This is a genomic window from Vibrio sp. V42_P2S4T144 (assembly GCF_009904715.1).
Classification (GTDB): Bacteria; Pseudomonadota; Gammaproteobacteria; order Enterobacterales; family Vibrionaceae; genus Vibrio; species Vibrio alginolyticus.
On record NZ_WXWS01000387.1, the window covers coordinates 1 to 9,691 of the forward strand.

Here is a 9,691-nt window from a genome sequence, read left to right on the forward strand (position 1 = left end):
GGCTCATACCTGCCCCATTATTTATTAGACTAAATACTATTAATAAAAATGATCGTACAAATACTAATCTGAGCCTGATAAGCACATTTCTTGATAAATTCTACTTATCCTCTTTCTCCATACTTTGGGAACTCTACTATAAACGTATTCCTACGATTTTCTCTGGGAATAAGCTCAAGTGTTGCACGGTGTAGTGCAGTAATGTCTTTGCAAATTGACATCCCTAAACCCGCACCGTCGCCATGTTCGGAATGACCCCGATAAAACTGTTCGAAGATTCTTTCACGAGTTTCTTTCGGGATGTCTGGACCAGTATCGGAAATTAAGACTTTGATTGTATTATTGTTCTCTGCGACGCTGACTTGTATGTCACTGTGCTCGCCGGAGTAACGAATCGCATTATCGACGAGGTTACGAAATAACACCTCTAACAACATTCGATCACCGGATATGGCGATGTTGGAAGATGATAAACTGATGTCTTGCTTATGCTTCAATGCTAACGGTGCCAAATCAGCAACAACGGTTTGCAACAAAGGGGTTAGCTCAACGGTGTCGAATACACGTTCTGATAAGCTATCTACTTTAGCTAAAGTCAGTAGCTGATGGATAAGGCGGTCAGTGCGTTTAATGCCTTGCAGAATGTTGTGTAAATCTCCTCTCAGTTGCTCCGGATCATTACTTTCAAGTGCATTTTCTACGTTAAGACGAAGGATTGTTAGTGGGGTTTTTAGTTCATGCGCTGCAGCACGTGTAAAGCGTTTCTCTCTTTGCCAGGCTAACTCTAGTTCAGAGAGGAGAGAGTTGAGCGAATCGACAAGTGGTGCGAGTTCAACGGTGTTGTCTTTTACATGAATGCGATCTAATCGGTGTACGTTTCTTTGTGTGATGGCGGTGCGCAGGTCGTTAATCGGTCGGAAATGTTTATCGATCAACCAAAACAGCAAAAGCAACAAAGTTGGTAGTATCAGCAATTGTTCTATTGATGTGGATAGGGCAATTTCGTGGATGATCTCTTTACGTATCTTGTATTTTTCTGCAACCACGACGTATTCATTATCATGTTTTGTTTGTGGCAGTGAAATCTGAAATGTACGCCATTGTGTACCGTCTTTTACGATATCAGCGTAGCCGTTATTATCAAAGGACGTAGAGAGTGCGTGCAAGGTTTGATCAGAGCTCCAGAGCAGTGTGTTGTCTCGATAGAATTGAAAAACCAAGTTTTGTTCATAAGGGTGGCCGAACGTTGTGACATTGTCATCGTCAGACTTTGACATCGACTCAATGTTTTCCATCCACTCATTAAATAATTCTCGATGGTTAGCGAGAGTCCTCTCTTCCGTTGAAATTGAGAGCGTCAGCAACATTAATTTTGCGGATTGTCCAAGCCTAGCGTCATAAACTTCTTCGACCTCGTGCTTCGCAGATTGGAAACTGAAATAAAGTGAGATGAGTAAGAGAACACTTACCAACACGCCTACTGATAGAGTTAACTGACGTTTGATCGAGTACGATTTCTTATCTTTCAAGAATGTACCCCACACCGCGAATATTTTTAATGACCACTTTGGGCGCTTTTTTACGCAAATTGTGAATATGAACTTCGATAGCGTTGTCGCTTGAACCTTCATCCCAGCCGTGTAGTGATTGTTGCAATTGCTCCTTACTTTGCACGCGTCCGGCGTTCGTCATCAAACTGGTGAGGATTTTAAATTCATTACGTGTGAGTTTAAGCGGTGCGTCATCGTAGCGAATGCTTTGTTCCGATAAGGATAAAGATAACTGCCCAACTTGAATGATTTCTTCTGCACTACCGGATTGACGGCGAATCAACACACGTAAGCGAGCGAGCAACTCTTCGAGTGCAAACGGTTTTCCGAGGTAATCATCTGCGCCGCCATCAAGGCCTTGAACGCGATCTCGAATGTCGTCTCGGGCGGTAAGTATCATCACGGGGAGCTTAAATCCGCCTTTGCGAATCTTACGCAGAACTTCCAATCCATCGATATCGGGGAGAGTGAGATCCAATATTACGGCGGTGAACGCTTCTGTTTTGAGTGCGCTAGTCACGCCAGAGCCTTTTTCCACCCAATCCACGGTGTACCCATGGCGACTTAATGAAGTCACCATGGATTGACCGAGTAGTTTGTCATCTTCTACGAGTAATAAGCGCATGGATTATTTCAAACTCCCAAGAGTCGCTTTAATTTCCAGTTTTCGACCTTTATCAGCCAAAGGCCGGTCAGGGCGAGGTGACGCCTGCATTGCGCGAGTCAAATACACTTTCGCTTCCTTGTCTCGACCTTCTTTTGCAAGGAAGTCTCCATAAAAATAGTTCGGATCGATGCCTTTTGGATTGATCTCTAACGCTTTTTTCAACATTTCTTCGGCTTTATCGTCATCACCAAAGCCAATTGGCCACCCCGGAACTTTGTAATACAGAGAACCTAAACTGGTGTATGCAGATCCATCAAGCGCTTGCGGTGAAGTTGCAATTACCCCTTCGAGTAAAGATTTGGCTTCTTTGGCGAGTGATAGTGCACCCAAGCCACCTTGAGCACCAGCCAGCGATGCTTTATTGATTGCCAGCCAAACGGTAAGTTCGGGATTGCCCGGTTCTCTGTCGAGATAAATACTGGTTTTGGCAATCGCACGATGGAAGCATTGTTCCTTTTCGTCACCATCGGGCGTGCTGTACTGACATTCCGCCCATTTCTTTTGAACCTGTTGCAGTGGAGTATTACCTGCCAACGCAGCGGTCGAAGCTAACGTTGAACAAACCGTCAAAGCGCAAAGTAGTTGTTTGGTCTTCATCGTCCATGTCCTCTTCAATGACTGACTCGGTTTACGTATTGGTGAATGGTTTCTTGCTGCTTACGAATCGCAGAAGAAACCACGCTTGGAAGCAGTTGATTGATGCGCGCAAAAAGCTTTTCTGGCCAACCAATCCATTTCGCGGAAATTTCTTTTTCCAACATGGTGACAACGTGATCGGCTACAATTTGCGGCGAGTCCGTTTTGTTACCCAGTTGTCGATTCATTTCATTGACGGCATCGCTATTGAGCGAGGTTTCTGTCGCCCTTGGTGCCAAATACAGCGCACGGATTCCGGTTGCGAACAGCTCTCTGTCGAGCGATTCGGTAAAACGGTGCAAACCCGCTTTTGCCGCGCAATAGGAGGTATAGCCAGGGTAGCCAATTGAGCCGAATGTGGAACCAATATTGAGAATCACTCCAGGCTGCTTTAACCACGTCAACGCCGATTGGCACAGCAGCATCGGCGCAACGAGATTGAGTTGGATTTCGTCTGCAATCTGCGTTGGTCGTTTGTGACTTAACAACGAGAAATCGTTGCTGCCCGCATTGTTAATCAGTGCGTCCACTTTTTGATGTTGACGCGCTCGATCTTTTATCTCAGTTAATCCTTCTGATGAGGCGATGTCTGCAACGACTACGTCATGACGTTCTGGATTCGACAGTTCACGCTGTAGTGTTTGCAAGCTCTCTTCGTTTCGCCCAACAAGAATGAGGCTGGCACCGCGTTTGGCTAACTCTTGCGCGATGGCTTGCCCAATTCCGCCCGTTGCGCCTGTCAGGAGAATGGTGCTGTTGTTAATGATCATGCTTCACCTCACGCCGCTTGTTGGGTTGAGAAAGAAGGCAAAGAACGCAGCATTTGTCCGTACAATGCGAACACCATTTTTGCGGAGTCGATGATGACTTGTTGATCTTCCACTTTGGTGATTTTGTTCATCAGTGATTCAAAAAATTGCAGATGATCTTGGTCTAACACGCTGTGTGAAACTAGGTAAGTCATTGCCGAAGGCGGTAGGCTTAGCGTTGACTGGATTTTTTCAGCCATTTGGCCACCAATGCCGACGCTGGTGCCTTCTAATACCCACACCATGCCAAACAGCGCGAGTGGGTTGTGGCGGTCAATGTTGTGGTAAAGGTAGGAAACCATCAGTTCAATCGGTGCACCTACTTGACCTACATCTTTGTTATTGCGCACTGCTTCGGCATCGCCGCCGCACGCTTTGATGTCATTTAAAATCCATTCTTGATGGCCTTTCTCTTCCTCGATGTACTCGGCAATGGCATCTCGTACCCATTCGTATTCGCCAGATAGTCGGCCTCCACACGCCATCAGCAAGGGAACAGTGTGCTTAACGTGATGGTAAGCTTGGGTTAGAAAGGCGATATACATATCTTTGGAAATGTTGCCTTGTTGAACGTCTGCGATGACTGGCGCAGTTAACATTGCTTGTTGAGCAGCGGCAGTGCTTTGTTTGAGTTGTTCGAAAAATAAAGTCATAACCTTCTCCTTAAGAAGCCGTTAACTAAGATGCAGTTTGGAAAGACGTAATGTGTTGCTGGAAGGGCAAATCGATGCGTTGGATCTTTTGCGCTTGCAGCGTTAATTCAGGCGTTGTGCTCGCTAATAACTGAGCCACATCATGTTCGATTTGATTCCGTTTGAGCTTGCCGTTATCCGTGTACCAACCAGAGATGGCTCGTGGGTTGTCCAGCAGCAATAAGGTTCGGATTTGAGCGTAATCGGGTAGGGTTTGGTTTAATGCATGAACCTTTGCTTCGACGTCTTCGCTATTGGCAATGACAGCGCATAATGTTTGTTGGCTATCGCCTGTAACGATCAGTGGCGTCATCGGTAAAAACGCCAACGCTTCTGATTCAATCCATTCCGGTGAGACATTTCTGCCGTATGCGGTGACGATAAGGTTCTTCTTGCGTCCTGAGAGAGTGACAAAACCTTGCGCGTCAATTTGGGCTAAGTCGCCAGTCGCTAACCATTCTTGAGTAAACGGCTCATTCAAATAGCCAAGAGCAACGTTGCCTTTGACAAGCAGTTCACCATCTTCCGCGATACGAATCTGAGTGTGCGGAAGTGGTTTGCCACACGTTCCTGCTTTAAATGCTCCTGGTGTATTCAAACAAACAACAGAGCCACATTCAGACAGACCATAACCTTCAAACGCAGGGATGTTCAGTGCATGCGCGGTGTTAATCAGTTGCGACGACACTCTTGCGCCGCCAACGGCGACAAATTTTAGAGAATCCACAAGAGAGGGCTGCTGTTTCGCGATGTGAATGAGCGCAAGCAATAATGCTGGTGTTAGTACTAAGCTTTCTGGCTTGATGGTCGCTAATGCTTGTGCAAACAAACCCGGTTCGAATTGGCTTGAACCGAGTAAGCCGGTTTGCGCTCCGGGTAAAATATATGACGTCACGCCCAACATGAGTGGAACATAAATGCCTGTTATGTTTTCGAGAAGCGTCGATAACGGAAGCAGCACTAAGTGCGAGTGCGCCGTGCCGTTTACTGTGTCGGCGAGCGATGTCGCCACCAAACACAAATGATCATTGCTTAAACAGACGCCTTTAGGCTGACCAGTCGAGCCTGACGTAAATGTGATTTTTCCGGTTTCTGGTAGATAAGCTACCTGTGTATCTTCATCTCCCAACTGGTTACGACGCAGCAAAGGCAAATTTACAATGGAAAACGGATGGTCCTGCTGGTTAAAGCTTTGCTTAGGATGAGAAGTCAACCATGCTTGCCAATCGCCGACTAAAGCATCGGCGCCCGATTGCTCTAATGTGTGTTCAACTTGTGCATCAGAGAAAAAAGTCGGAATAGGTACGACGACTATGTCAGCCGCCATCGCCGCCAAATCAACAATGGCCCAATCGATGCTGTTTTCTGCGCGTAGCGCGAGTGCTCTGATGTTCTGTGCAATAAGCTCGGCGGCAACGAGTTCGATCTTGTTTAACAATTCAGAGTAAGTCAGTTCAACCGTTTGATTCGTTTCGTAGCCGACAAGTGCTACTCGATCTGGTGTTGTTTTTGCCCATTTTGTAATGGCATCGAGGAGAATATTCATACATCACCTATATTCTGGCGTTGTGTTTAACCAAGTTGTTGTGTTTGCGTTTTCTTTCTTGGACTAATCGAAGGCGCTCTAGTCCTTTTTGCAAATTGCCAGCTAACACACGCGGTTGATGTTCGTAGTACGCCCCCCAAGTGGACTCGGCATCGGGGACTTTGTTTTGATCGGCCTGCGCGATGATATGAGGCTCCAATCCTAGACGCGCCATCATGGCGTGAAGTGGGTCTGTCGCGGTGAAGATGCACCATTCAAAACCGAGATTGACCAGCATTTCTGCGATGAGGTAGAAGTGCAGAGATGACATGCCCTTAGCGAAAGATGCCAAGTGACCAAACTCCACTAAGTTCGAACGTTTTACGTCGCAGTTAAATACGTTAGAAACCAGCTTTTGGGCGTCGTCTTCTAAATACTGTTCAAGGAACAAGGGCTCATCTTCGGCGATGCGAAAGCCGCATACGGAAATAATTTGAGTGCCTTCAATGAGGGTTAAATACGCCGGCATAAATTGTTTCAGCTCGGCAAAGAATGCTTCTTGATAACGCTGAGAAACATGCTCGATAACTTGGCTCCAAAGCGGATGCATTGGATAAACGATGTCTAAAGTAAAGCCATCTGCAGAAGTTTGTGCATGGTGTTTCATGAGCGCTTCCTTTGTTTGAGTAGTTATCAACAAAATAAAACGCGAAACTTAAGAAACTCTTAAGGAATCAGCGTTTGTAAATAAATTATTCTGTAAAGACCACTAAGTAATCTTCACCATCAATATTGGATACCAAGTTAAGCAACTTTCGATACTTTGAGTTATCCATAACTTACTAATTTAGCAAAGCCTCTGAAATGCTTTTGTACGTGCGACGAGAAGTCGCATGAAGCGCTGTTCACCGCGATAAGAGTGAACCGTTTGTATCACTAGACGACCCTAAGGCTCTGAATAAAGCAGCGAGCCTGATAATGTAACGAAGTTTGGTATAGTGCTAGACGGGAGCGATACCGTGAGGTGATGATCCTCCTGATAACCACGAATTGGGTGAGTTCTAGGGAATCAGTATGATGAATTAAAGTGAATCCATTTAAGGTGCGTTATGCGATGAAGCGGCGGAAGTGGTTAATACGCTGTGGCCAAAATGGCGATGGGAGTAGGAAAGAGGTTGGACAGTACTCTTTCGTGCTCGATAGGCTCCCCGCACTATAGTGGGCATCTAACCTGATATTGCGCGACATGCGGAACACGGTAAGCCAGTATCGTTCCTTTGGGAAAGCTGTCTGTGAAGAGAGTCGATAGCGGTGCTGGTAAAGGAGGTTGGAAAAAGCGAATGCTGCATTGTAATGATGCAGATACAGAAGGATGTCTGACACTAAAGTGTGCCCACTACCAACTGGTCTCCCATTGCAAGGTGATTTGGAAAACTTTATTTAAGAAGGAACGCAGATGATCTCTTCTCATGAAGTGAGTGCCCCTTCTGGCAGCTCTCAATGGCAATCCATCGACTGGAAAGCGGTTGAGCGCCATGTGTTAAGGTTCCAGATGCGCATTGCAAAAGCAATCCGAGAAGGTAAATACGGTAAGGCGAAAGCACTACAGTGGATACTGACTCACTCGAAAACAGCAAAGCTTCTCGCTGTTCGTCGAGTATCACAAAACAAAGGCAATAAAACGCCAGGAATTGACGGCAACATCTGGAACACCGATGCACGTCGAATGGCGGCAGTCAGTTTACTGAGCAGAAAAGGCTATCGAGCCAAACCGCTCAGAAGAATCTATATCCCAAAGAAAAACGGCAAGCTTAGACCATTAGATATCCCGTGCATGATAGACCGATCGCAACAAGCGTTACATCTTCTAGCACTAGAACCTATATCGGAAACAATTGCCGACCCTAACAGCTATGGGTTTAGACCAAACCGAAGCGCAGCCGATGCAATACAGCAGTGCTTCAAATGCCTGTGCAAAAAGGGAGCAGCACAATGGGTTCTTGAGGGGGATATCAAAGCTTGTTTCGACAAGATAGATCACCAATGGCTACTTGATAATATCCCGACAGACAAAAGGATGCTCAAGCAATGGCTGAGATGTAGCTGTATAGACAAAGGGCTGTTCTACAAAACGGCAGAGGGAAAACCACAAGGCGGGATAATTTCACCCACCCTGATGTTACTCACTCTTGTCGGACTAGAAAAGTTAACTAAGTCTATCGCTCGCAAAACAGGCAGCAGAGCAAACTTTATAGGTTATACTGACGACTTTGTTATCACTGGGTCTTCAAAGGAAGTTCTTGTGAATGACATTAAGCCGCAACTGATAGCTTTCTTACAAGAAATAGGTTTAACACTTTCTGAAGAGAAAACGCATGTGACTCATATCAATGATGGTTTTGACTTTCTTGGCTTTAACGCCAGAAAGTACAAAGGGAAACTGCTCATTAAACCGAGCAAATCCAACGTATTATCATTCTTAAGAAACATGCGTGACCTCATCAGAAAACACGCGACAATCCCAGTAGCGGGCCTCATCAAGATGATGAATCCAAAACTACGAGGATGGGCGAATTACTATCGCCATTGTGTTGCTAAACAAACCTTCGGTTATGTTGGTCATCAGATGTTTCTAGCGTTATGGCGATGGTCAGTCAGGCGTCACCCAAACAAGGGACGCAAATGGATCGCACATAAGTACTTTCTAAACTATCAAGGGCAATGGATTTTCCATGCCTGGTTTAAAAAGGATGGACTGTATGGCGTGATCCGACTGTTTCAAATCGGTCAGGTGCCAATTAAGCGACATGTAAAAATCATGAGTCAAGCGAACCCATTCGATCCTTTTTGGGAGGGTTTTCTCAATGAACGTAAGGTGAAAAACACAGGTCGTAATTCATGGTTTGACCCTGTTGCCACTGCTTTGTGAGTTGCTTGGTTACTAAAACGCCTTAGTGGAGGCTTGCGCCGTATGCAGTGAAAGTTGCACGTACGGATCTCAGGAGGGCGGCATTTGGTAACAGGTGTCGCCTATCCGACAGATATTCGTTACCGTATCAGCAAATAGGCTGTTCGCTTTGATTGTGACTCATCAGCGACTCTTTCAGTTCGAGTATGAATCAGTACTGTTTAACTTCGACGGAATATACACTATTTCCATCCCACATAAGAGTCACTGCTAATTCTAATGCTATTCATGTAGATTTGCCATAGTAACTCTTATGCATGCGATTATTTAAATGTGGAATAAATCCTTACTAAAAACTGAAAGTATGAATTTTACTTTTATATCAAACACATAGAGGCTTGTGGTGCCAGTTTTTGACCTTTTTACTCCTATTTCGACCTCAGAATCTTATAGATTTATTCCACATTTACTTGTAACACCGTCCGTGTTGACCGGTTATCGTTATTGCAGAGTAGAAATGTGGAATGAAAGTATGAATTTCTCATTTCAGTCCGTTTTCAGTATGATTTTTCCTTGTTGCACGAGCAAACAAAATCTTTCGTAATCATGCTGGTAAACATAAATAGGGTGTAGTGCCGCTGAACCAACCAAATAAGTTTCAAAAGCCTTCTGCAAAGGGGGGAAGCTCTCGTGGGTCTACAACGGTGAATGGGACATTTAGCAGAGTCAATGGCGTGAGTGCAGGCAGTGGTTTCTTGTTTTGTGTGGTCATGATTTTAAGCTCCTGTGCTGCTTCAAGCGTATAGCTCCCAGTTCAGACTAGCAAGGGTAATATGCTTCATGGGGAAAGCTTCAAACTTTTATTCCACATCTTTTTCAAAATATGAATAGCACTGTTATACAT

8 protein-coding genes are annotated in these 9,691 nt (G+C 45.2%); 1 reads left to right on the forward strand and 7 read right to left on the reverse strand.

Annotated features, from left to right (window positions below):
* Positions 1-104 precede the first annotated feature (104 nt).
* From CAG68_RS13005 to CAG68_RS13035, 7 genes are read right to left on the reverse strand one after another with little or no spacing between them, the layout of a single operon-like run.
* Positions 105-1,529: a sensor histidine kinase gene (locus CAG68_RS13005; RefSeq protein WP_161441240.1), complete on the reverse strand. Its 1,425-nt coding sequence runs from the start codon at positions 1,527-1,529 to the stop codon at positions 105-107.
* Positions 1,519-2,175 (reverse strand): response regulator, encoded by a 657-nt coding sequence (locus CAG68_RS13010; protein WP_053807341.1) that lies wholly within the window; start codon positions 2,173-2,175, stop codon positions 1,519-1,521. Before CAG68_RS13010 ends, CAG68_RS13005 begins: the two co-directional genes overlap by 11 nt.
* A gap of 3 nt (positions 2,176-2,178) precedes the next feature.
* Positions 2,179-2,814 carry a tetratricopeptide repeat protein gene (locus CAG68_RS13015; RefSeq protein WP_161441241.1) on the reverse strand — a complete coding sequence of 212 codons (636 nt, stop codon included), beginning with the start codon at positions 2,812-2,814 and terminating at the stop codon, positions 2,179-2,181.
* A gap of 14 nt (positions 2,815-2,828) precedes the next feature.
* Complete coding sequence (locus CAG68_RS13020) at positions 2,829-3,623, reverse strand: SDR family oxidoreductase (RefSeq protein WP_161441242.1); 795 nt, start codon at positions 3,621-3,623, stop codon at positions 2,829-2,831.
* 8 nt (positions 3,624-3,631) lie between these two features.
* Positions 3,632-4,315, reverse strand: a complete 684-nt coding sequence (locus CAG68_RS13025) for a TenA family transcriptional regulator (protein ID WP_006741597.1) — start codon at positions 4,313-4,315, stop codon at positions 3,632-3,634.
* Between the two features lie 25 nt (positions 4,316-4,340).
* On the reverse strand, positions 4,341-5,900 hold the full coding sequence (locus tag CAG68_RS13030; protein WP_161441243.1) for an AMP-binding protein: 1,560 nt from the start codon (positions 5,898-5,900) through the stop codon (positions 4,341-4,343).
* Between the two features lie 7 nt (positions 5,901-5,907).
* Positions 5,908-6,546, reverse strand: a complete 639-nt coding sequence (locus tag CAG68_RS13035; protein ID WP_161441244.1) for a thermostable hemolysin — start codon at positions 6,544-6,546, stop codon at positions 5,908-5,910.
* 789 nt (positions 6,547-7,335) lie between these two features.
* Here CAG68_RS13035 and ltrA point away from each other — a divergent pair.
* Positions 7,336-8,808 carry a group II intron reverse transcriptase/maturase gene (gene ltrA / locus CAG68_RS13040; protein ID WP_005380665.1) on the forward strand — a complete coding sequence of 491 codons (1,473 nt, stop codon included), beginning with the start codon at positions 7,336-7,338 and terminating at the stop codon, positions 8,806-8,808.
* Positions 8,809-9,691: the final 883 nt, after the last annotated feature.